24 protein-coding genes are annotated in these 22,318 nt (G+C 64.9%); 19 read left to right on the forward strand and 5 right to left on the reverse strand.

The window, feature by feature from the left end:
- Positions 1-14 precede the first annotated feature (14 nt).
- The 6 genes from ACIP1U_RS14340 to ACIP1U_RS14365 are packed head-to-tail and all read left to right on the forward strand — an operon-like array spanning position 15 to position 6,860.
- Positions 15-2,660: a type VI secretion system Vgr family protein gene (locus tag ACIP1U_RS14340; RefSeq protein WP_400315921.1), complete on the forward strand. Its 2,646-nt coding sequence runs from the start codon at positions 15-17 to the stop codon at positions 2,658-2,660.
- A gap of 7 nt (positions 2,661-2,667) precedes the next feature.
- Positions 2,668-3,555 (forward strand): hypothetical protein, encoded by an 888-nt coding sequence (locus ACIP1U_RS14345; protein WP_400315924.1) that lies wholly within the window; start codon positions 2,668-2,670, stop codon positions 3,553-3,555.
- A gap of 5 nt (positions 3,556-3,560) precedes the next feature.
- Complete coding sequence (locus tag ACIP1U_RS14350; RefSeq protein WP_400315926.1) at positions 3,561-4,631, forward strand: hypothetical protein; 1,071 nt, start codon at positions 3,561-3,563, stop codon at positions 4,629-4,631.
- Positions 4,632-4,651: 20 nt separating this feature from the next.
- On the forward strand, positions 4,652-5,569 hold the full coding sequence (locus ACIP1U_RS14355; RefSeq protein WP_400315929.1) for a hypothetical protein: 918 nt from the start codon (positions 4,652-4,654) through the stop codon (positions 5,567-5,569).
- A 12-nt stretch (positions 5,570-5,581) separates the two neighbouring features.
- Positions 5,582-6,565 (forward strand): type IVB secretion system protein IcmH/DotU, encoded by a 984-nt coding sequence (gene icmH, locus ACIP1U_RS14360; RefSeq protein WP_400315931.1) that lies wholly within the window; start codon positions 5,582-5,584, stop codon positions 6,563-6,565.
- Between the two features lie 16 nt (positions 6,566-6,581).
- A complete protein-coding gene (locus ACIP1U_RS14365) occupies positions 6,582-6,860 on the forward strand; it encodes a PAAR domain-containing protein (RefSeq protein ID WP_400315933.1) in 279 nt (92 codons plus the stop codon).
- 223 nt (positions 6,861-7,083) lie between these two features.
- Here ACIP1U_RS14365 and ACIP1U_RS14370 read toward each other — a convergent pair whose 3' ends face one another.
- Genes ACIP1U_RS14370 through ACIP1U_RS14385 form a run of 4 tightly spaced genes read right to left on the reverse strand, consistent with a single transcriptional unit; the run spans position 7,084 to position 10,988 of the window.
- Positions 7,084-8,040 (reverse strand): Bug family tripartite tricarboxylate transporter substrate binding protein, encoded by a 957-nt coding sequence (locus ACIP1U_RS14370; RefSeq protein ID WP_400315935.1) that lies wholly within the window; start codon positions 8,038-8,040, stop codon positions 7,084-7,086.
- A 48-nt stretch (positions 8,041-8,088) separates the two neighbouring features.
- Positions 8,089-9,243, reverse strand: a complete 1,155-nt coding sequence (locus ACIP1U_RS14375; RefSeq protein ID WP_400315938.1) for a mandelate racemase/muconate lactonizing enzyme family protein — start codon at positions 9,241-9,243, stop codon at positions 8,089-8,091.
- 2 nt (positions 9,244-9,245) lie between these two features.
- Positions 9,246-10,127 (reverse strand): 2-hydroxy-3-oxopropionate reductase, encoded by an 882-nt coding sequence (gene glxR / locus ACIP1U_RS14380; RefSeq protein WP_400315941.1) that lies wholly within the window; start codon positions 10,125-10,127, stop codon positions 9,246-9,248.
- A 54-nt stretch (positions 10,128-10,181) separates the two neighbouring features.
- Positions 10,182-10,988 carry an HpcH/HpaI aldolase/citrate lyase family protein gene (locus tag ACIP1U_RS14385; protein ID WP_400315942.1) on the reverse strand — a complete coding sequence of 269 codons (807 nt, stop codon included), beginning with the start codon at positions 10,986-10,988 and terminating at the stop codon, positions 10,182-10,184.
- Positions 10,989-11,265: 277 nt separating this feature from the next.
- On the opposite strand from ACIP1U_RS14385, the gene ACIP1U_RS14390 reads away from it, so the two are divergent.
- From ACIP1U_RS14390 to ACIP1U_RS14420, 7 genes are all read left to right on the forward strand, one after another.
- Positions 11,266-12,219: a 2-hydroxyacid dehydrogenase gene (locus ACIP1U_RS14390; protein ID WP_400315945.1), complete on the forward strand. Its 954-nt coding sequence runs from the start codon at positions 11,266-11,268 to the stop codon at positions 12,217-12,219.
- Positions 12,220-12,329: 110 nt separating this feature from the next.
- Positions 12,330-13,298, forward strand: coding sequence for a Bug family tripartite tricarboxylate transporter substrate binding protein (locus tag ACIP1U_RS14395; protein WP_400315947.1), 969 nt, complete (start codon positions 12,330-12,332; stop codon positions 13,296-13,298).
- Between the two features lie 136 nt (positions 13,299-13,434).
- Positions 13,435-13,716 (forward strand): hypothetical protein, encoded by a 282-nt coding sequence (locus tag ACIP1U_RS14400; RefSeq protein ID WP_400315950.1) that lies wholly within the window; start codon positions 13,435-13,437, stop codon positions 13,714-13,716.
- Between the two features lie 147 nt (positions 13,717-13,863).
- The gene (locus ACIP1U_RS14405; protein ID WP_029044690.1) at positions 13,864-14,058 is read left to right on the forward strand and encodes a hypothetical protein; all 195 of its coding nucleotides are present in this window, start codon (positions 13,864-13,866) and stop codon (positions 14,056-14,058) included.
- A gap of 119 nt (positions 14,059-14,177) precedes the next feature.
- Positions 14,178-14,699 (forward strand): hypothetical protein, encoded by a 522-nt coding sequence (locus ACIP1U_RS14410; protein ID WP_400316099.1) that lies wholly within the window; start codon positions 14,178-14,180, stop codon positions 14,697-14,699.
- Between the two features lie 159 nt (positions 14,700-14,858).
- On the forward strand, positions 14,859-16,082 hold the full coding sequence (gene serA / locus ACIP1U_RS14415; RefSeq protein WP_400315953.1) for a phosphoglycerate dehydrogenase: 1,224 nt from the start codon (positions 14,859-14,861) through the stop codon (positions 16,080-16,082).
- 192 nt (positions 16,083-16,274) lie between these two features.
- On the forward strand, positions 16,275-16,634 hold the full coding sequence (locus ACIP1U_RS14420) for a hypothetical protein (RefSeq protein WP_400315956.1): 360 nt from the start codon (positions 16,275-16,277) through the stop codon (positions 16,632-16,634).
- A 38-nt stretch (positions 16,635-16,672) separates the two neighbouring features.
- Here ACIP1U_RS14420 and ACIP1U_RS14425 read toward each other — a convergent pair whose 3' ends face one another.
- Positions 16,673-16,981: a tripartite tricarboxylate transporter substrate-binding protein gene (locus ACIP1U_RS14425; RefSeq protein WP_400315959.1), complete on the reverse strand. Its 309-nt coding sequence runs from the start codon at positions 16,979-16,981 to the stop codon at positions 16,673-16,675.
- A 154-nt stretch (positions 16,982-17,135) separates the two neighbouring features.
- Between ACIP1U_RS14425 and ACIP1U_RS14430 the strand changes: the two genes are divergently transcribed.
- From ACIP1U_RS14430 to ACIP1U_RS14455, 6 genes are all read left to right on the forward strand, one after another.
- Positions 17,136-17,927 (forward strand): LuxR C-terminal-related transcriptional regulator, encoded by a 792-nt coding sequence (locus ACIP1U_RS14430; RefSeq protein WP_400315961.1) that lies wholly within the window; start codon positions 17,136-17,138, stop codon positions 17,925-17,927.
- Between the two features lie 138 nt (positions 17,928-18,065).
- Positions 18,066-18,230 (forward strand): periplasmic nitrate reductase, NapE protein, encoded by a 165-nt coding sequence (gene napE, locus ACIP1U_RS14435; RefSeq protein ID WP_029044694.1) that lies wholly within the window; start codon positions 18,066-18,068, stop codon positions 18,228-18,230.
- Positions 18,231-18,315: 85 nt separating this feature from the next.
- Positions 18,316-18,642, forward strand: coding sequence for a chaperone NapD (locus ACIP1U_RS14440; RefSeq protein ID WP_400315963.1), 327 nt, complete (start codon positions 18,316-18,318; stop codon positions 18,640-18,642).
- A complete protein-coding gene (gene napA, locus ACIP1U_RS14445; RefSeq protein ID WP_400315965.1) occupies positions 18,639-21,134 on the forward strand; it encodes a periplasmic nitrate reductase subunit alpha in 2,496 nt (831 codons plus the stop codon). Before ACIP1U_RS14440 ends, napA begins: the two co-directional genes overlap by 4 nt.
- Positions 21,135-21,159: 25 nt before the next feature.
- Positions 21,160-21,687 carry a nitrate reductase cytochrome c-type subunit gene (locus tag ACIP1U_RS14450; RefSeq protein ID WP_400315967.1) on the forward strand — a complete coding sequence of 176 codons (528 nt, stop codon included), beginning with the start codon at positions 21,160-21,162 and terminating at the stop codon, positions 21,685-21,687.
- Between the two features lie 42 nt (positions 21,688-21,729).
- Positions 21,730-22,317: a cytochrome c3 family protein gene (locus ACIP1U_RS14455; RefSeq protein ID WP_342914671.1), complete on the forward strand. Its 588-nt coding sequence runs from the start codon at positions 21,730-21,732 to the stop codon at positions 22,315-22,317.
- The last annotated feature ends 1 nt before the right edge of the window (position 22,318 follow it).

Consider the following 22,318-nt stretch of genomic DNA (forward strand, 5'->3'; position numbering starts at 1 on the left):
GCGCAGCGATTGCTTTGCAAAATAGCCAATTCTTGGCTGTTTGCGGCAGCCACCAATCCATTCTCGCGGAGCGTGTTCGCATGGGTCACCGATTGCGGTTTTCCATTCGTACCGTCACGGTGTCCGGCGACGGCCTGCCGGAATGGCTGGGACAGCCCCTGCTGGTGTTCTCAAGACTGTCCGGCACCGAAGGTATCAATTCCCTGTTCGAATATGAACTGGAACTGAAAACTCCCGACGACCGCAACGCGCTGTACGGCCCGGCGGGCGACTTCGACATGGAGGCGGCCCAAGGCAAGGAGGTGACCATCAGTATCGAGCTGGATGGCTCCGGCAGCGGCCTGGCTGGCGGCATCGGCAAGGGCAAGCGGGAAATAACCGGCCTGGTGACGGAAGTGCGTGGTCCTTTCCACGAGAACGAACGGATACGCTATCGCCTGACCCTGCGCCCGTGGCTGTGGCTCGCCACCCTCACCAGCACCTTCAGGCGATACCAGAATATGAATGTCCTGGAAATCGCGGAAGCAGTGTTAAGCAACTACACCTTCCCGATCGAGCGCCGCCTGCTGGATATCCAGTACCCCAAGCGCGAATATCAACTGCAGTCCGGCGAGACCGACTACCAGTTCGTGCGGCGCGTTCTCGCGGAATGGGGCATCTCGTTCTTCTTTGAGCATTCGAACGGCCATCACCGCATGGTGCTGACCGATGGCAACGGCGCCTTTCAGAACATCCCCAGCCCCGCCTATCACACCATTCCCTGGTATCCCTCCTCGGACCGGGTCGACGAGGAACACCTCTACCAGTTCGAGACGCAGGACCGCTTAACCACAGGAAAGTGGGCGCATGGCGATCACGACTTCAAGCAGCCGCGCGCCAACCTGAATGTGTCCGCCGACGACCCGCGCAACACCAGTCACGCGAACTATGAACGGTACGCCTGGCCGGGTGACCACGCCGAGCCCATGGCCGGTAGCGAGGCCCGGGCCGAAGGCGACATGCTCGCGCGCATCCGCATGGAAGCCATCCGACAGCACGGCCATCGCGTGCGCGGCAAGGGCAACGTGCGCGCGATGGCGCCCGGCCACACCTTCACGCTCGCCCGCTTCCTGCGCAAGAAAGCCAATTGCGAATACCTGATTTACGATACGCGCCTGCAGATCGATGACGTGGGCGAATTTGCAGGCAGCGGCCAGCAATGGCGCTGCGAGGTCGAATTCGAGGCACAGCCTGCCAGCGAAATTTTCCGGCCGGAATGGATCAAGAAGCCCTACATCGGCGGCTATCACATTGCCAGGGTCACCGGTCCGACCCAACAGGAAATCTGGTGTGACAAATGGGGCCGGGTGTGCTGCGAATTCGCCTGGGACCGCTTCGGCAACAATGACGAGAACAGTTCCTGCTGGATTCGTGTGTCCAATTTTGCCTCGGGCGACCGTTTCGGCAATACGCACCTGCCGCGCATCGGGCAGGAGGTCATCGTGGCCTACCTGGGCGGCGACCCGGACCGCCCCATCATCGTCGGGGTGGTCAACAACCAGCTCAACCTGCCGCCGTGGGACCTGCCGAACCAGCTTGCCCTGTCCGGCTACCAGAGCAAGGAACTGTTCGGCGAAGGCCGCAACCAGACGCTCTATGACGACACGCAGGGCCAGCAGCAGGTTCAGGTGGCCTCAGATCACCAGAACAGCCTGCTGGCGCTCGGTCACAACGTCCGGGTCAACGACTGGGAGGGCCGCAAGGACAAGCGGGGCGAGGGCTTCGAGTTGCGCACCGATGGCAAGGGTGCCATCCGCTCGGACGGGATGCTGATTACTACCGAGGCCCGGCGCAAGGCCGACGGACACGTCCTGTCGATGCAGGAAACAATCCGACGCCTGGAGCAGGCTCTGGCCGACGCGCGCAATGTGCTCGATGCCAGCGTCGCAGCGCTCGCGCAGACCAGCGAGCAGCAGGACGTGGCCGAAGCCATTGCCGCGCAGAACGATGCGATCCGGGGCTCCGGCGAGGCGCTGGGCGAACTGAGCGAACCTCTGTTGGTCATGGCGAGTCCGGCCGGCATCGCCAGCACGACCCCGAAGACAACCCATTTGCACAGCGGCGATCATACGGCATTCACCTCTGGCAAGCACCTGTCGTTTTCCAGCGGGGCCAGCATCGTCGGCAGCGCGGCCAAGGGCGTCTCGCTGTGCGGCCACACCGACGATGTGAAGGTGATTGCGCGCAAGGGCAAGCTCATCGCACAGGCGCAGAACAATGAAATGGAACTCGTGTCGCGCGATACGCTGCGCGTGACCAGCACCGAAAAGAAGGTCGAGATAACCGCCGCCGAAGAGATCCTCTTCAATGTGGGCGGCACCTACTACCGTATGACGCCCAGCGGCATCGAGAGTGGCACCAGCGGGTCGTGGGTGGTGCATGCCGGCAGCCGCGTACTGACCGGTCCGGCAACCAGTTCCGTGCCGATGCCAAGTTTCGGCAAGGGCTACTCGGGCCTCTACAAGCTGCATTGGAAAGGCAGCGACCAGATTGCGCCCTACCACCCGTACCGCATCACGCGGGCCGATGGCAGCGTAATCGAAGGCGTGACCAATGCCGATGGCGAAACTTCGCTGCGCCTGGCCGAATTTGGTGAAACCTTGAAAATCGAACTCCTCTAAGCACCGTATGGCAACCAAGCCCAATACCAAGCCAGCCGCCAAGTCCACCCCCACCCCCACCCTGACCCTGAAGCCGGGAGGTGCCGTGTGCAAGGTAGAACTGCCGCTGCGACCTCTGCGTATCTACTTCCAGCGCTACCCCGGCATGAGCGGCCAGCAATCCGAGCGCGCGCTGGCCGGCATCCCATACAAGCTACGCATCCTCGGCCAGCCCGAGGTCGAAAGCCAGACCGAGCCCAACGGACAGATTTTGCTGCCGGGACTGCGCCCCGGCATCATTGGCGAGCTGGAGATACTTGGCACGCTGATCCACCTGATCCCGCGCGACTACAACGTGAAGGAAATGACGGACGGCAAGACCTTGATGAGCATTGAGGGTGCCAAACGGAGATTGATGATTCTCGGCTACTACGACAGGCCGTACCACTACTTCGCGCCTAACACACGCGTGGAACCCCAAACGCCGAATGACAACCTGGACCATCTGGAAGTTGAGGATGCCATCCTGCGCTTCCAGGTGGATAACGGCCTCATGCCGACCGGCGAAATCGAGCGGCACGAAGTGGTGGGCGGCAAGATCGACCCAAGCCAGAGGTATGGCTTCCATACCGACACGGCAAGCTCAACCATCAAACAGTTTCATCCCGATTTCGTTGCCAAGCTGGCGGCAGGTGGCGCCAGTGCCCCGCCGGACACGATGACGCCGTGCACCGTGCCACCGCCCGCGCAGAGCAAGGTCCAGCCGAACGCCTCGCCGCCGCTGGCTCGCGAAATCTATGAAGGCCACCGGTTTGTGCCGGTACGCTTCATCCGGCAGAACTACAACAAATTCGACCCGCAGTACCCAGAACTGGATGATCGCGGCTATGTCGATACCGGCCTGGGCCGGTCGTGAGCCTAATGAAGGGGCAGACGATTCAGGTCTATCTCCAACGCCTGCACCTGTTCAAGGCCGTGCCATTGGCCGTTATCAGCATGGATGAAAGCGTGGTGACAGTGACCCAGGGTTCTGGTGACCTCTGGAAATTTACGGGCGTCCAAGGTGGAAAAGGAGAAAGTCCGCAAGGCGCCATGATTGAAGTGCATTACCGCAATGCAAGTGGCCCACTTCTGCATCGCCTGTATGTCGAGGTCTATAACCGCATCACGGTCGCGGTGGTGGTGCATGCGATGACGATCGGCCAGATAGATGACGCGTCCATTGCACCAGCCGGACCGAGTTTGTCACGCAGTGACATCGAGACACTGTTCAATGGCGTCAATGATATATGGCGCGCAGCCGGCATTCAGTTCGAGGTCGAAAGCTGGCTGACCGAGCAAATCGAGCTCAGGCAGGCTGGCACGATGGATGCCAGCGAGTTTTCCGCCCTTACAAGCACCAATCGAGTGCCAGATAAGCTCAATATGTACCTGGTGCGGTCCATGACCGGGGCAGGCATTGGCTGGGGTGCACCCAGCACCGCGCTGGTAGTGGGCGAAATGATGGCTGGCGCAACCTATCATCAGCAACCGCCAGAGGTAGTGCAAGCAATCGCCCACGAAATTGGGCATTTCCTGAGCCTGATGCACCCCGGCACATTAAGCTCGAACGGAGACAACTTGCCAAATCCCGCGGCAGGGCAAACAGAGGACTATGCCATGCAGGATTACTGGTCGCGCCGCAGTCTGATGTATGTTGCCACCGCGTTGTGGCCGACTGGCAGCTCACTGCAACCCACCGTTCGTCAGCGGGGGCGCCAAAGCGACGTTGGGTACGGCAACATTCCGTACCCTAGTGGCGGCTTTAAACGTAGCGGGGGAAAAATGTTGTGCTGCAAGATTGTCGGCAGTATCAAATCAAGCGGGAAACTTTCAGAAATTTCCGCCGCGCGTAAGATCGCATTTCAGCACCGATCCAAGTCAAATGAAAACAACAACACCGCATGGAACCAAAACATAGATTCAAAACCGGGGCATGGCGTGTTCGCCTGACTATCGCCTGCGGCATTGTCATGATGCTGCCTACCTTTTTCACTACCCAAGCCGCATCCGCTCAGGAGGTGCAAGCCATGCCAACTCTGGCTCAACTGATTCGCCAGGAAAAATGGGACGAAGCCAATACCTACTGCCGCCTTCAACAGAACGAGGCCATCCCTGAAATCAAGGCGATTCTTGCCAATCCTGATATCTCTGACACCACGGAAAATTTCATCTATGGCTGCCTGAGGCAGTTTCGTACCCTGGAATCGGCCCAGTTACTGGCGAAAGGGCTCACTGAGGGAGGCGCGTACAACAGCGCGTATGGGCTGGTTGAAAACCCTCGCCCTGAGATCTACCCCATACTCAAGGCTCAGCAAAAACCCGTTTCATCGGCAAAGGGAGGCGAACAAGCCAGATTGCTGCTGACGATGGCGCAAATACTGGTGCCCGCTGAGCAGCGTATCGCCGACATCCAGCCATACCTGGGTGCGAAGGACTATGAAGTTCGAACTAGTGCCATCTTTGGTCTCGCATTGCTGGATCAACCCGGCAATATGGAGAGGCTGACACATGAACTTGGCACGGATTCCAGGCAAGGCAAATGGATTCTGCTGCAAGTCTTTTACCAGTTCCGCGCCTGGCGCATTCCCAAGTTCGTGCCGTTGCTGATCCCCGTGCTGAACGACCCGCAGCCGCTGGAGGATATCGGTGTCCGTCTGTACCTGCCGGACGGCAGCGAGCAGTCCATGACGCCCGAGGAACTGCGCTATTGCCGCGCCCGCGACTACGCGCTGAACATCATCGCCAAGACCCTGAAACTCGACCTGCCGTTCAAGCTTGAAGAACATGTCACCTACAACGAGGAGCAGCGCGAATTGGTCAAGCAGAAGCTGCGCGACCTGGGCTACACAGTGACCAATGAACCGTATCCGGTGACGCCGGAAAGTTGAGGAAGCATGACTATGGACCCTCAACAGAAGGCCGAGCCAAGCCTGGCCAATCCATCGGCAGCCAATGAGCCGCAGGCCGGGCCGAACAAAGCGGCCACACCCGCCGCTACGCATTCACCTGTGAGCAAACCGAAGCTGCGCCCCGTTCCGCCGCCCAAGACCTTTGAGCAACGGCTACAGGAAATACTGGCGGCGAAGAACCCGCTGGAAGAAGCGGCCTATCCCCTCATCCGTGCCTACACGGAAATCCCCGCGGAGCTGGACCATGAAGCGGTTCCCCGCCTGCACGAACTGATCTCAGAGGAACTGAGGCGATTCAAGGAACTCACGGAGCGCGCCAACCTCAAGCGCGAGCACATTCTCGCCGTGCAATACTGCTTGTGCACGGCAATCGATGAAGGCGTGCTGCAGTTCGACTGGGGCCAGGGCTGGTGGGCCTCCAACAGCCTGCTGGTGAAATTCCATCAGGACTCCAGGGGCGGCGAGAAGTTCTTCCAGGTGCTGGGGCGGCTCGTGGAGAACCCGGCGGAGAACATCGATGTCATCGAGGTCATGTTCATCCTGCTATCGATGGGGTTTCAGGGCCGCTACCGCAACCATCCGGACGGCGACCGCACCCTCACTGCGGTTCGCCAGCGGCTGTATGACATCCTGCTGAAGAAGCTCGGCCCCGTCCCCAAGGAGGTTTCGCCAAACTGCAAGGCCGCCGCGCCTGGGCGCTTCCATCACCTGCGCGGCATTCCTGTCTGGATGAGCTGGGTCTTGGCTGCGCTGGTGCTAGCCGGCTTAGCCGGCTGGTACAAATACCAGTTGCTGCTCAAAGAGCACGACCTGTTGCAGGAGATTGCCGCCATCGGCAACCTGGCGCGGCCCCCGTCACCCAAGGCGCTGCGCCTCGAAGCCATCGGCAAGGGCGACAGCGAGCCCGTCAACGACAACAAGACTCCCGCCGCACGCGCCTCGAACCGGCGCGTGGAAGTGGTGGCAATCCAGTAACGCAGAAGCTTTCCCGATGCCAGGCACACTGATCAAGAAGGGCGATGCGACCAGCCACAAGGGCGTGGTCATCACCGGGTCCGGAGACGACCTGCTCGACGGCCAGCCGATGGCGCGGCTCGGCGACCTTGTGGACTGCCCCGAGCACTACCCTGACGGACGGCCGCACGGTATCAATCCAATCATCACCGCGACCTCGGGCCTGATGCTGGGAGACCGTGAAGCCGCCTGTGCCGGCGACATGACCGAATGCGGCTGCGTGCTGATAGGCAGTTCCGGCACGCGCGCCGAGTAGCAAATTGATGCGTGTTCCGCTATTTGGGCTGGATTGGCATTGAGTAATTTTGTGGGTAGACCGTGGCATTTTCCAGTTAATCGCCACCAGCAAGACCTTACGGTTTGCTGTTGCGGAACAAGCCGGCAGTGCGCGCAGCGTTGGCGCGTACTGCCGTCCCTTCCATCACTGACCCACTCCCGCAAAGTGGAAGAGTGCCAGCGGAGCTCCTTGATCAACGGGCTCAATCAGCCGTGATCTTGCCCACCTCGATCACCTTCTTCCAGCGCGCATACTCTGACGCCTGGAACGCCGTGAACTGCTCCGGCGTATTGGCGACGATCTCGAAGCCCAGGTCGAGCAGCTTGGGCTTGACTGCCGGGTCATTGAGCGCCGCGACCACGGCGGCATGCAGCTTGGACTTGATCTCGGGCGGCAGCCCCTTGGGCGCGGCGACGGCCTGCCACGAGTAGACCGTCACACCCTTCACGCCCGCCTCATCCATGGTCGGCACGTCAGGCAGGATCGGCGAGCGCTTGCTGCTGGTGATGGCCAGTGCGCGCAGCTTGCCGGCCTTGATATGCGGAATCGCGGTGTTGATGTTCATGAAGGTGGCATCGACCTGCCCGCCGAGCAGGTCGTTCAGCGCCGGCGCGCCGCCCTTGTATGGCACGTGCAGGCCGGTGGTGCCGGTCTGCTGCCAGAACAGCTCGGCAGTCAGGTGGTCGCTGGTGCCGTTGCCCGCCGAGGCGAAGGTCATCTTGCTGGGATGGGCCTTCTCGTAGGCAATCACGTCTTGCAGGCTCTTGTGCGGCGAGCTGGCGGGAACGGCCAGCACATTGGGCGCCTGCACTGCCACGCTGATGTAGTCGAAGTCCTTTAGCGGATCGTAGCCGGCGTTCCTGGTCAGGTGCGGCCCGATCACAAACGGGCCCAGCGACGACACGAACACCGTGTAGCCGTCGGCCGGCGCGCGCTTGACCATGGCGGCGCCGATCATGCCGGCCGCGCCCGGCTTGTTGTCGACAACGAAGCTGCCGCCGAACTGCGACTGCATCCTGGCGCCCAGGATGCGGGCGACGTTGTCGCTGGAACCGCCCGCGGGGAACGGCACCAGCAGCGTGACGGGTTTTTCCGGCCAGGCGGCGTGCGCGGTGGCCATGGCTGCGCCGAGCAGCAGGGATGCGATCAGCTTTTTCATGGGTTGTCTCCTGTATTGCTGTGTGGCTTGTGTCTGGTTAGTCCGGGGTTACGGCTGCTGGCCGAATTCAGCCTGCTGGCGCGTCCAGGCCCTGGCCTGCTCGCTGAGGCTCAGGCCCAGCCCCGGCGCGGTCGGCACCTGGATGCGGCCGTTGCTGATCTGCAGGCGCTCGTTGAAGAGCGGCTCGAGCCAGTCGAAATGCTCGACCCAAGGCTCGCGCGGATACGCGGCGGCAAGATGTACGTGCAGTTCCATCGCAAAATGCGGCGCGAGCATCAGGCCGGCATGCTCGGCCAGTGCCGCCACCTTGAGGAAGGGTGTGATGCCCCCTACCCGCGGCGCATCGGGCATCAGGTAGTCCGCGGCGCGATGGCGGATCAGGTCCCAGTGCTCGGCGGCGCTGGTCAGCATTTCGCCGGTGGCGATCGGGGTGTCGAACTGCGTCGCCAGTGCGGCGTGGCCTTCGTGGTCGTAGGCGTCGAGCGGCTCTTCGATCCACACTAGGTTGAACGATTCAAAGGTGCGGCACATGCGCTGCGCGGTCGGACGGTCCCATTGCTGGTTGGCGTCGACCATGATCGGCACCGTGTCGCCCAGGTGCTCGCGCACCGCGGCCACGCGCTTGATGTCGAGCGCGCCGTCGGGCTGCCCCACCTTCAGCTTGATGCCGCCGATGCCGCGCTCGACCGACGCCGCGGCATTGACCATCAGCTGGTCCAGCGGCGTATGCAGGAAGCCGCCCGAGGTGTTGTAGCAGCGCACCGCATCGCGATGCGCGCCCAGCAGCTTGGCCAGCGACAGGCCGGCGCGCCGGGCCTTGAGGTCCCACAGCGCCACGTCGAAGGCGCCGATGGCCTGCGTCGACAGGCCGCTGCGGCCGACCGACGCGCCCGCCCAGCACAGCTTGTCCCACAGCCGCGCGATATCGCTGGGATCCTCGCCGATCAGCGCCGGCGCGATCTCCGCCGCGTGCGCGAACTGCCCGGGGCCGCCCGCGCGCTTGCTGTAGCTGAAACCCAACCCCTCGTGGCCGTTGGCGGTGCGGATCTCGGCGAACAGGATCGCCACCTCGGTCATCGGCTTCTGCCGGCCGGTCAGCACCTTGGCGTCGCTGATCGGCGTGGCCAGCGGCAGGTAGCTGGAAGACAGACGGATCCAGGCGATGCTGTCGGCGGGCTGGGTGGACGTTGTGGTTGCAGTCATGTTCAGGATCCGATTTCGTGGTTGGCCAGCAGCTCCAGCGCGCGCACCAGCGCTGAATGGTCCCAGCCCGCGCCGCCGTGGCTCGCGCAGGCGTTGAAAAGTTCCTGGCAGGTCGCCGTGTTGGGCAGCGACAGGCCCATTTCGCGCGCATTGGACAGCGCGAGGTTCAGGTCTTTCTGATGCAGCCCGATGCGGAAGCCGGGCTCGAAAGTGCGCCGGATCATGCGCTCGCCATGCACCTCCAGCACCTTGGACGAGGCAAAGCCTCCCATCAGCGCCTGGCGCACGCGCGCCGGGTCGGCGCCGGCCTTGGCGGCGAACAGCAGCGCCTCGGCCACGGCCTCGATGTTCAGCGCCACGATGATCTGGTTGGCGACCTTGGCGGTCTGGCCGGCGCCGTTGTCGCCGACCAGCGTGATGTTCTTGCCCATCAGCTCGAACAGGGGCCGCACCGTCTCGAAGGTGGCTTCGGGCCCGCCCACCATGATCGAGAGCGTGCCGTTGCGCGCGCCGACCTCGCCGCCGGACACCGGCGCATCGAGGTACCGGCAGCCCAGCGCGTTGATGCGGCTGGCGAATTCCTTGGTGGCGATCGGCGAGATCGAGCTCATGTCGACCACGATCTTGCCCTCGGTCAGGCCGGCGGCCACGCCGTCTTCGCCGAACAGTGCCGCTTCCACGTGCGGCGTGTCCGGCACCATCAGGAAGATGATGTCGGCGCCCTGCGCCACTTCGCGGCCCGACGCGCAGCCGATGCCGCCCAGGTCGACCAGGGCCTGCGGCGCGCCGCTGCGGCTCGACAGCCTGACTTCATGCCCGCCGGCGATCAGGTTCTGCGCCATGGGGCTGCCCATGATGCCAAGACCAATGAATCCGAGTTTCACGTTTCGCTCTCCTTGCGTTCGGTACGGTTCGGTGTTGTTTGCAGCCAGGCGCGTTCAGTAGCCGCCGCTGTCGGGCGCCGGCGCTGCGGTCTGCCGTGACTGTCCGGCGCGCATCTCGGCCATGACCTGCTGCGCCCCCGCGGCCATCAGCCGCGCATCGGAACTCACGGTGACAAAGCTGAAGCCTTGGCCGATGCGGCGCAACGCGGCCGTCGGCGCGCCGTTGTGGACGCCCGCGACACGCCCATGCGCTTTGGCACGGGCAACCACGTGCTCGATCGCCTGTGCCACGGGCGGGTCGACGTCGTCGAAGGTGGGCCGGCAGCCAAGCGCGAGCGACAGGTCGGACGGGCCGATATAGACGCCGTCGAGCCCGTCGACCGACAGGATCTCGTCCAGGTTTTCCAGCCCTTGCCGGGTCTCGATCATCGCCAGCACCACCACGGTGTCGTTGGCGTGCTGCGCGTAGTCGGCGCCGCCGTACAGCAGCCCGCGGATCGGCCCGAAGCTGCGCGTGCCCAGCGGCGGGTAGCGCGTGGCGGCCACCAGGCGCTCGGCATCGGCGCGGGTGTTGACCATCGGGCAGATCACGCCGTACGCGCCGGCATCGAGCACCTTCATCAGGATGCCGGGCTCGTTCCACGGCACGCGCACGACCGGCACGGTGTTCGTGGTCGAGATGGCGGTCAGCAGTGCCAGTGCATCGGCGTAGTCGAGCGCGCCGTGCTGTAGGTCGATGGTGAGCGAGTCCCAGCCCTGGTGTGCCATGGTCTCGGCGGCAAAGGCGCTGGGGATGGACAGCCAGCCATTGACCACCGCCTGGCCTGCCGCCCACATCTTTCGGATCCGGTTTTCGCGCATATTGGCTCTCCGCTGACTTTGTGTAATACGTTGTCGTACAACATTTTACGAGGTTGCGGCAAAGATTGTGCTGGGGATTACCCCGGGGGCCGGCAGGCAAAGATGGCGTAATGTGCCATACATTGCCCTTGTTCGCCGCAGCAAGGTCGGGTGTAAACCCTTAACCCAACCAGAATCTTCTTGGCGCGAGTTCTGGCCATGTCATAGGATGACTGATGACAAGCGACGCATCTATCTCTGTCCACGGCCCGTCCTCCTCGCCAGCCATCACTTCCCTATGAAGCCAGACATCCTCCAACTGAACCCGATCCTGATCCCCGCCATCAATGACAAGCTGAACACGCTCTACACCGTGCACCGGCTGTTCGAGCAAGCCGACAAGGACACCTACCTGCGCGAGCACGGCGCGAAGATCCGTGGCGTGATCACCGGCGGCCATACCGGCATCACGCGCGCGATGATGGAACTGCTGCCAGCGCTGGAGGTAGTGGCCGTCAACGGTGTCGGCACCGATGCGGTTGATCTGGAATATGCCCGCTCGCGCGGCTTGCCGGTGACCGGCACCTTCGGCGCGCTGACCGAGGACGTGGCCGACCTGGCCGTAGGCCTGCTGATCGCCACCTGCCGCGGCATGTGTTCGGGCGACCGCTTTATCCGCGCCGGCGACTGGGTGCGCAACCCGCAGCCGGGCGCAATCCCGCTGGCGCGTCGCGTCAGCGGCCTGCGCGTGGGCATCGTCGGCATGGGCCGCGTGGGCCGGGCCATCGCCACGCGCCTGGCCGCATTCGGCTGCCCGATTGCCTACACCGACTTGCGCAGGATGGACGACGTACCGCACGCCTTCGTGCCGGAACTGATCGGGCTGGCGCGCCAGAGCGACGCGCTGATCCTGGCCGCTGCCGCGGACAAGGCCGAAGGCATCGTCGATGCCGCGGTGCTCGATGCGCTGGGCAAGGACGGCTACCTGATAAACGTCGCGCGCGGCCGCCTGGTGAAGGAAGCCGACCTGGTCGCGGCGCTGCAGGCCGGCCGCATCGCCGGCGCGGGGCTGGATGTGTTCGTCGACGAGCCCAACGTGCCCGAAGCGCTGTTCGGCATGGACAACGTCACGCTGCAGGCGCACCGCGCCAGCGCCACGCACCAGACCCGCGCCGCGATGGGCGAGATGGTGCTGCACAGCCTGGCCCAGGCACTGGCCGGCAAACGGCCCGAGTTCAGCCTGACCACCTGATCCCCCAGCCGCCCGCCTGGCGCGGGCGGCCCGCGGCAAACCCACATAACAGACGCATAACAGACGCATAACAGACGCATAACAGACTCATAACAAACACAGGAGACATCATGCGCATTACCCACGTTACCCGCCTTGCGGCCCTTGCCGTGGCGCTGCTCGCGCCCTCCCTGGCCGGTGCACAGACTTACCCGTCCAAGCCCATCACCATCGTGATCGGCTCCAGCCCCGGCAGCACCACCGACGGCCTGGCGCGCGCCGTGGGGGCGCAGATCACCAGGGAAACCGGCCAGCCCGTCGTCGTCGACAGCCGCCCCGGCGCCTCCGGCGGCATCGCCGCGCAGCAGGTCGCGCGCGCGGCGCCCGACGGCTATACGCTGTTCATGACCACCAACACCACGCAGGCAGCCAACCCCCACCTGCTCAAGTCCATGCCCTACAACCCGATCAAGGATTTCACGCCGATCGGCCAGCTGGTGCAGGGCTACATGCTGATGGTGGTGAACCCCAGCGTACCGGCCAAGACCGTGCCGGAATTCGTCGCCCTCGCCAGGAAGGAGCCGGGCAAGCTGACCTTCGGCTCGGGCTCGTCGTCGGCGCGCGTCGCGACCGAGAAGTTCCAGCACATGACCGGCACCAGGCTGACCTACGTGCCGTACAAGGCCAACCCGCCCGCGGTGATCGACCTGGTGGCGGGGCAAACCGACGTAATGATCGTCGACCTGACCACCAGCCTGCCGCAGGTCAAGGCCGGCAAGCTGCGCGCGCTGGGCGTCAGCAGCCCGCAGCGTTCGGCGCTGCTGCCCAACGTGCCGACGATCGGCGAGCAGGGCGTCGCGGGCTACGAGTTCGGCTACTGGAATGCGCTGTACGCACCGGCCGGCACGCCGCCAGCCGTGGTCAACCGCGTCTACGAACTGATGCACAAGGCCATGGCCACCGAGCAGGTCAAGCAGTTCGTGGCCGAGAACGGCATGGAGGTCAGGGTCTCGTCGCCGGCCGAGTTGGCGCAGTTCCAGCTGGCGGAGCTGGACCGCTGGGGCAAGATCATCAAGACCGCCGGCATCCAGCCCGAATGAGAGGCGGCTGATGGCCGCCGAATAACAATCGATTACACCCATGGCCCGGGAGCTCGGCTATGCTCCCGTGGCCCGCACGAAGCCGCGACACATCCGTCTGCCGCGTGCCGTACGGCACCGACGACCGGAACCTTCCATGCATCGCCTCCCCGCCCTTCCCCTTGTTGCCGCCGCCCTGCTGGCCACGGCCTCCGGCATCGCCCATGCGCAGCACGTCACCGGCGGCATGGGCGAGCCCGTCAGGATCGGGGCATTCTCCGCGCCGGCGGAGCGCATCGACGGCGACCGCCGGCTCGCTGCGCCTCGCGCATCCGGGCAGGCCAGGGCCGGCATGACGCGCCGGCAGGGCTCGGCGGGCCAGGCGGCGCGGCCCGGCGGCGCGCCGGCGGCCCCGCTGCCCGGCCGGCACCTGCCGTAGCATCGCGCCTGGGGATGTCCCCGCACGCATCTGCAGCACCCTTCCGGGCGCCACGCGCGGCTTGCCTGCTCACGATTACTTACAATTGACGACAGGCCGAAGCTTTATCCTCGGGCGCATCCAGATCCCCACAATAAGGAGAACTCAATGAAACCAGTCCTGGCCTTGCTCGCTGCCTGCAGCGTCCTGCTTGGCGGCTGCGTGGTTGCCCCGTATGACACCTACGGCGGTGGCGGTCCCGGCTGCCCGCCGGGCCAGGCCAAGAAGGGCAATTGCCGCGTCGATCCGTACGGCAACGAATCCTTCTGTCCTCCGGGCCAGGCCAAGAAGGGCCGCTGCTGATCGTCCTGCGGCACCCGGCGTCCCGGCACGCCGGGGCGCCTGTTGCACCGGCCATCGCACTAGTCGGAGAATGGCGGATGCGGGCATGACACCCGCAGGAGAACGCCATGGAGCTTCGCATGCAACTTCGGCTGGCCGGCCGCCTGTGCGCGGCCGCATGGCTGGCCGGCACGCTCGGGGGCTGCGCCACGCTGCAGCCTTTTCAGACCGGCCAGAAGCTGATCGGCAGCCCGGAAAGTGCCGTGCGCGATACTTTCGGGCCACCCACCGAGACTTTCCGCCTGGCCGACGGCACCACCCGCTGGCTGTGGTCGCGCCAGCCCTTCGGGCATGAGGTCTACGCCGCCGATTTCGATGCCGGCGGCAAGCTCACCAACTACCGCCAGATGCTGACCGAAACGGAGGTTTACCGTGCCCAGGTCAATGTCTGGACCAAGAAAGACATGCAGGAGCATTTCGGCCTGCCCCGCGAACCCATCCAGTACTATCCCCTGATGAAGCGCGAAGCCTGGTCGTGGCGGATGTACAAGGACGGCCTGCAGACCGCGCATTTCAGCGCCTACTTCGATGACGGCGGGGTGCTGCGCCAGACCATGATCATCGTCGACCCGCTCGGCGGCGACTCGCGCCGCTCGCGCTGAACCGGCACGGGGCAGCGCACGGGCGCGTTGCCCCAGGCACGCCTGTATCGACGCCTGTATTAACGCCGGTGTCATTGCCGGCAGCAGGGACTCCCGGGGTCCAGTGCCGTTTTGCGCGCACAATGGAGGCGTATCCATCCCTCCACGCGGAAGACGAACGTGACCACTGCGATCCTGCTCGAGAACATCCACCAGAGCGCCAACGCACGGCTGGCTGAAGCCGGCCTGCAGGTCGAGCGCCGTACCGGCGCACTGGCCGGCCCTGAATTGCGCGAGGTGCTGGCCAGCCACGACGTGGTCGGCATCCGCTCGGCCACGCACCTGCGCGGCGACGATATCCGCAGCGCCCCGGGGCTGCTCTCGATCGGCTGCTTCTGCATCGGCACCTCGCAGGTCGACCTGGAGGCCGCCACGCACGCGGGCATCCCGGTATTCAACGCACCCTTTTCCAACACGCGCTCGGTGGCCGAACTGGTCGTGTCCGAAGCGGTGATGCTGCTGCGCCGGATCCCCGAGAAAAACACGCTCGCGCATGCCGGCAAGTGGGCCAAGGGGGCCAGCGGCGCCTTCGAGGCACGCGGCAAGACCATCGCCATCGTCGGCTACGGCAACATCGGCTCGCAGGTCGGCGTGCTGGCCGAATCGATGGGCATGCGCGTGGTCTACTACGACGTGCTGGCGCGGCTGTCGCACGGCTCCGCGCGTGCCGCGGGCTCGCTTGAAGAAGCGGTGTCGCAGGCCGAGGTGGTGACGCTGCATGTCCCGGCCACGCCGCGCACCAGGAACATGATCGATGCAAGCGTGCTGGCGGCCTTCAAGCCAGGCGCGATCCTGATCAATGCCTCGCGCGGCAGCGTGGTCGACATTGCCGCGCTGGCCGCGGCGCTGCGTGAAAAACGCCTGGGCGGCGCCGCCATCGACGTGTTCCCGCAAGAGCCCAAGACCAACAACGATCCGTTCGTCAGCGAGCTGCAGAACCTGCCCAACGTCCTGCTGACCCCGCACGTCGGCGGCAGCACCGAAGAGGCGCAGGAGAATATCGGCGCAGAGGTGGCGGCCAAGCTGGCGCACTTCCTGGCGACCGGCGGCACCATCGGTGCGGTGAACTTTCCCGAGGTCGATCCGGGGCCGCTGCAGGCACCGGCGCGCCTGCTCAACGTGCATGGCAACGCGCCGGGTGCGCTGGCCGCGCTCAATACGCTGCTGGCGCAGGAGGGGGTCAACATCACCGGCCAGCACCTGCAGACGCGCGGCACCACCGGCTATGTGGTGACCGATCTCGACCGCGTGCCGTCCGAGCAGCTGATGCAGGCGCTGCGCACGCACGCGGGTTTCGCGCGCTCGCGCCTGATCCTGCGGGAAGGCACTGGCCCGGCTGCCTGAAACCATGCAGGGCGCCCTCGCGCCCTGGCCCGCTGCGGGGGGCAATGGTCACAGCATTGTCCCAAATCTCAATAAATCACTATTGCGGCACTAACATCAGGTGGCGCATGTACTGCCCTTCCGGTGGCGCAGTGGCAGCACCGCATCGCTCGGGGGCTTGCATCCGCACTACACCGACAGCGGAGTGATGACATGAGATCCATGAGACAAAGCGGGACAGTTCCCGGCATCACCGGGCAGCTGATAGCGGGTGGAGTCCTGACGCTGGCGCTGGCCGGCATCGCGGCGGCGCAGACGGGTACGATCACGTTTCGCGGCGCCATCGCCAATCCGTCATGCGGCTTCACGCCCGCGGCGGCACACGTGCAGGCGCGCTGCATCGATGCTTCGGGGCGGACGGTCTCGGCGCCGGTGCCGATGCCGCCGGTGCGCGCCAACGGGCACGCGCATGTCGCGACGGCGATGATGCGCGTGGAGCCGGTGTTCCGCAGCCTGCCTGGCTGGCGGCGCGGCAAGCCGGATGGCTTCGTGATGGTGGTGACTTACCGGTAGGCGTGGCACACGGGCGGCGCGGCCGCCCGTTCTTTCGTTCAATCGAGCCGGATATCGGAGGCGCGAATGGCCTCGGCCCAGTAGGCCTGCTCCTGCTTGACCACGCCGGCAAATGCCGCCGGCGATGACCCTTTCAGCAAGATGCCCAGTTCGACCATGCGCGCGCGCAGGTCGGCGTTGGTCAGCACGCGATTGACGTCGACCGACACCTTGTCGACGATCGCGCGCGGCGTTCCCGTGGGCGCGAACAGGCCGATCCATCCCTGCCGCTCCAGGCCAGGCACCCCGCCCTCCTGGAACGTCGGCACGTCGGGCAGCAGCGGCGAGCGCGCCTGTCTAGGACGCAACCCTGAGGCGCGTGGAAGAATCGGCCCGCACTCAAGCCCCGCCCGCGCTCGGGCGGCCCAGGAACGCCTTGCACCCGCCTGCCCTTCACGCCACCTCCGGTGCCGTGCCGCCCCGGCCCGCCCCAAGCTCGCCCCACCGGTGGCGCATGCGGCCATGCTGCACCGCCCGCAGCTGGTAGCGCAGATGGCCGAAGCGCGCGCGGCGCGCGTGATCGTGCTGCGCGCCGCCGCCGGCTTCGGCAAGACCACGCTGATGCAGCAGTACGCCGCGCATTGCGTGGCGCAGCACCAGGCGGTCGCCTGGCTGCGCGTGGATGCCGGCGACAACGACCTGGAGCGCCTGCTGGCGCACCTGGAAGCGGGCCTGGCGCCATTGCGCGGCAAACGCGGGGCGCCGGCCGAACCGGGTGACAGCGGCCCGCGGCTGGCGCACGCCCTGCTCGAGCGGGTGGGCAGCGCGTCACAGCCGTTCGCGATCGTGCTGGACGATCTGGAAACGTTGCATGACGCGCCCGCGCTCGACTTCCTGCAGCAGCTGATCGCGGCGCTGCCACAGTGCGGCACGCTGGTGGTCGGGTCCCGGGCCACGCCGGAGCTGGGCCTGGGGCGCCTGCGCGCGCGGCCAGTTGCTGGAGATCGCGCCGGCGGCGCTGCGCTTTTCGCTGCAAGAGACCAGCAGCAAGGCCCTGATGCCGGTACGCAGGCAAGCGTGCCCGCGGAAGAAGCGCGCGCGGCCAGGGTAGGATCGGCAGATTCGCTGACCGCGCGCGAACTCGAAGTCCTGCACATGCTGTCGGCGGGATACCGCAGTCGGGTTATCGCACAGAAGCTGTTCGTCTCGGAACTGACGGTCAAGTCGCATCTTCGCCGCATCCATGCAAAGCTGGGCGCGCAGAGCCGCACCGAGGCCGTCGCGCTGGCGCGTGCGCGCGGGCTGATTGCCTGAGCCGTTGCACAAGACATTGCATAAGCCGCCAGAACGCCGCACGAGTGCAGTCTTGACACCTTCGACCTTGCTTCCTTTAATGGTTTTACGCATCAGGTGCATTGCCCTGACCATGTTCACCGATTACGTCGAGCCATGATGGAAACCGGGGAAGTCCACGATCCGCAGCGCAAGAAGGAAGAACTGCGCAGCTTCCTGTTCCTGACCGCCGTGATGGTGCCGGTGCTTTCCGTCATCGTCGTGGCAGGCTATGGGTTCATTGTCTGGATGACCCAGCTGGTCAGCGGCCCCCCAACGCACTGAACGCGCGGCGCGCCATTGGCGCGATGTTGCAAGATAAAAACAAGCTGCAGCACAGACTGAAACGGCATTGAACCGGAGCTTCCGCATGCCCGCAGCCAGATGTGCAATCCCCATCCAGCCGCTGCCAGCCAGTGACGAGTGGCACATTGCCGGCATCGTCGTGCATGCGCATCCGGCCAGCGTGGCGCAGGTACGCAGCGCCATCGAATCCCTCACCGGCGCAGAGGTCCACGCCGCCAGCGATGCCGGCAAGCTCGTGGTCACTATCGAAGCGCCCACCGCGCGCGCCATTGCCGCGCACCTCACCTACCTCCACCAGCTCCCCGGCGTGCTGTCGGCTGCGCTTGTCTACCAGCACAACGAAGACGCCGAAGCCATGAGCGAGACCATCTACGAGGAGGGCGCAAGATGAACATCTCCCGCCGCGATTTCATCAAGCAGACCGCCGTCGCCGCGACGGCATCGGTGGCCGGCGTCACGCTGCCCGCGGGGGCCGCGAATTTTGTCACCGACAGCGACATGACCAGGCTGAAATGGTCCAAGGCGCCGTGCCGCTTCTGCGGCACCGGCTGCGGGGTCACGGTGGCGGTCAGGGACAACAAGGTCGTGGCCACGAACGGCGACCCGCAGGCCGAGGTCAACAAGGGACTGAACTGCGTCAAGGGCTATTTCCTGTCGAAGATCATGTACGGCCAGGACCGGCTGACCAAGCCGCTGCTGCGCATGAAGAACGGCAAGTACGACAAGAACGGCGAATTCGCGCCGGTCACGTGGGAGCGCGCCTTTGACGAGATGGAGCAGCAATTCAAGCGCGTGCTGAAAGAGAAAGGCCCGACCGCGGTGGGCATGTTCGGCTCGGGCCAATGGACCGTATGGGAAGGCTATGCCGCGTCCAAGCTCTACAAGGCCGGCTTCCGCTCCAACAACATCGATCCCAATGCGCGCCACTGCATGGCCTCCGCGGTGCAGGGCTTCATGCGCACCTTCGGCATGGACGAGCCGATGGGCTGCTATGACGATTTCGAGGCCGCGGATGCCTTCGTGCTGTGGGGCTCGAACATGGCCGAGATGCATCCCATCCTGTGGACCCGCATCACCGACCGGCGCCTGAGCTATCCGAAGACGCGCGTGGCGGTGCTGTCGACCTTCACGCACCGCTCCTTCGACCTGGCCGACATCCCGATCATCTTCAAGCCGCAGACCGACCTGGCGATGATGAACTACATCGCCCACTACATCATCAAGAACAACAAGGTCAACAAGGACTTCGTCAACAAGCACACGGTCTTCAAGGAGGGCGTGACCAACATCGGCTACGGCCTGCGCCCGGAGCATCCGCTTCAGAAGGCGGCCAAGAACGCGGCCGACCCCGGCGCCTCGCGCCCGATCACGTTCGATGATTTCGCGCGCTTCGTGGCCAAGTACGACGCCGATACCGTCAGCAAGCTGTCGGGCGTGCCCAAGGCCAAGCTCGACCAGCTGGCCGAGCTCTATGCCGATCCCAACATCAAGGTGATGTCGCTGTGGACCATGGGCTTCAACCAGCATACGCGCGGCAGCTGGGCCAACAACATGGTCTACAACCTGCACCTGCTGACCGGCAAGATCGCCACGCCGGGCAACAGCCCGTTCTCGCTGACCGGGCAGCCGTCGGCGTGCGGCACCGCGCGCGAGGTGGGCACCTTCTCGCACCGGCTGCCGGCGGACATGGTGGTGACCAATCCCAAGCACCGCGAAGAAGCCGAGCGCATCTGGAAGCTGCCGGCGGGCACCATTCCCGACAAGCCGGGCTACCACGCCGTGCTGCAGAACCGCATGCTCAAGGACGGCAAGCTCAACGCTTACTGGGTGCAGGTCAACAACAACATGCAGGCCGCGGCCAACCTGATGGAAGAGGGCTTGCCGGGCTACCGCAATCCGGCCAACTTCATCGTGGTGTCGGAAGCCTACCCCACAGTCACCGCGCTGGCGGCGGACCTGATCCTGCCCAGCGCGATGTGGGTCGAGAAGGAAGGCGCCTACGGCAATGCCGAGCGCCGCACGCAGTTCTGGCACCAGCTGGTCGATGCGCCAGGCGAGGCGCGCTCGGACCTGTGGCAGCTGATGGAGTTTTCCAAGCGCTTCAAGGTGGAGGACGTCTGGCCCGCCGACCTGATCGCGAAGAAGCCGGAATATCGTGGCAAGACCTTGTTCGACGTGCTCTACCGCAACGGGCAGGTCGACAAGTTCCCGCTCAAGGAAGTCAACGCCGAGTACAACAACGCCGAGGCCAAGGCCTTCGGCTTCTACGTGCAGAAGGGGCTGTTCGAGGAATACGCGAGCTTCGGCCGCGGCCATGGCCACGACCTGGCGCCGTTCGACGCCTACCATGAGGCGCGCGGCCTGCGCTGGCCGGTGGTCAACGGCAAGGAAACCCGCTGGCGCTACCGCGAAGGCAGCGATCCCTACGTGAAGGCCGGCACCGGCTACCAGTTCTATGGCAACCCCGACGGCAAGGCGGTGATCTTCGCCCTGCCCTACGAGCCGCCACCCGAATCGCCCGACAAGGAGTATCCGTACTGGCTGGTCACGGGGCGCGTGCTTGAACACTGGCATTCCGGCTCGATGACGCGCCGCGTGCCCGAGCTGTACCGCGCCTTCCCCAACGCGGTGGTGTTCATGCATCCCGAGGACGCCAAGGCCATGGGCCTGCGCCGCGGCGTGGAAGTGGAAGTGGTATCGCGACGCGGGCGCATGCGCTCGCGCCTGGAGACCCGCGGGCGCGACGCGCCGCCGCGCGGGCTGGTGTTCGTGCCGTGGTTCGACGCCAGCCAGCTGATCAACAAGGTAACGCTGGACGCGACCTGCCCGATCTCGCTGCAGACCGACTTCAAGAAGTGCGCGGTCAAGATCGTCAAGGTCTAGCGCGGCCGATACAACAGGAGACGCCATGAAACCGAGTCGATCCTGGATGCCACTGCTGGCCTTGTTCACGCTGCTGCTGGCGGTGCTGGCGGCGCTGCCGCCGCCGGCGCGCGCACAGCAGCAGCAGCAGGGGCTGGTGGATGCCATGCGCGGGTCCACGCCCATCGGCAACGAAGCCAAGGCGCCGATCTTGTACCCGACCGAGAACAAGGACATCCGCCGCAACCGCAACTACACCATGCAGCCGCCAACGATCCCGCACAAGATCGACGGCTACCAGGTCGACAAGGACTTCAACCGCTGCATGTTCTGCCACGCGCGCACCCGTACCGAAGAGACACAGGCGATCCCGGTCAGCATCACGCATTACATGGACCGCGACAACAACGTGCTGGCCGATGTGTCGCCACGCCGCTATTTCTGCACGCAATGCCACGTGCCGCAGGCGGACGCCAAGCCGCTGGTGGGCAATACCTTCATCGATGTCGAGCAGATGCTCAAGCGCAAGCCCGGCGCCAAAGGAGCGGCCGACACCAAGGGAGCGGCCAAATAGCAGCGCACGGCCACGACATCAACCTCATTGCGGATGCGCGCCATGCTCGACCTGCTCAAGCGCTACTGGCGGACCATCAACCGGCCCAGTGCGCATTTCAGCCTGGGCTTCCTGACGCTGGGCGGCTTTATTGCCGGCCTGGTGTTCTGGGGCGCGTTCAACACCGCGCTGGAACTGACCAACACCGAGCAGTTCTGCACCGGCTGCCACGAGATGCGCGACAACGTCTACCAGGAACTGCAGGGCACCATCCACTTCACCAACCGCAGCGGCGTTCGCGCCAAATGCTCGGACTGCCACGTGCCGCACAACTGGACCGACAAGATGGCCCGCAAGATGCAGGCGTCCAAGGAGGTCTGGGCCAAGGTCTTCGGCACCGTCGACACGCGCGAGAAGTTCCAGGCACACCGGCTCACGCTGGCGCAGCACGAATGGGCCCGTTTCAAGGCCAACGATTCGCTGGAATGCCGCAACTGCCATGACTACCAGTCGATGGACTTCACGCGGCAGAGCCCGCGCGCGCAGGCCATGCACTCAACCTACCTGGCCAACAAGGAAAAGACCTGCATCGACTGCCACAAGGGTATCGCGCACCACCTGCCGGACGTATCCAAGGCCGAGGAGAAATGAC

It is taken from the genome of Cupriavidus sp. NPDC089707 (genome assembly GCF_044748965.1).
In the GTDB taxonomy this organism is placed as follows: Bacteria; Pseudomonadota; Gammaproteobacteria; order Burkholderiales; family Burkholderiaceae; genus Cupriavidus.